Here is a 288-nt window from a genome sequence, read left to right on the forward strand (position 1 = left end):
GTGCGCCCATACCTGAACCTTTTACACCAATGAATGGGAAGTGGTCAGGGCCGCGCTCTGTGCGTCCGTTAATTTGAACAGAACCAGTTTCGATTTTGTTAGCAATTGCAAATGCTTTGTTAATGTCTTTTGTGAAGACACTTGCTTGTAAGCCGAACTCTGATTTGTTAGCAATTTCAATTGCTTGCTCGTCTGAAGAAACACGGATGATTGGAAGGATTGGGCCAAATGGCTCTTCCCAAGCAACTTTCATTCCTTCTGTTACGTGGTCGATTAATGTTGGGTAAA

At 43.4% G+C, this 288-nt stretch carries 1 protein-coding gene; it reads right to left on the reverse strand.

What is annotated here, in order from left to right; genetic code table 11:
• On the reverse strand, positions 1–288 hold a 288-nt coding region (locus tag MR170_RS31500; protein ID WP_242310727.1), incomplete at both ends, for an aldehyde dehydrogenase family protein.

It is taken from the genome of Bacillus cereus group sp. BfR-BA-01524 (genome assembly GCF_022662595.1).
In the GTDB taxonomy this organism is placed as follows: domain Bacteria; phylum Bacillota; class Bacilli; order Bacillales; family Bacillaceae_G; genus Bacillus_A; species Bacillus_A thuringiensis_S.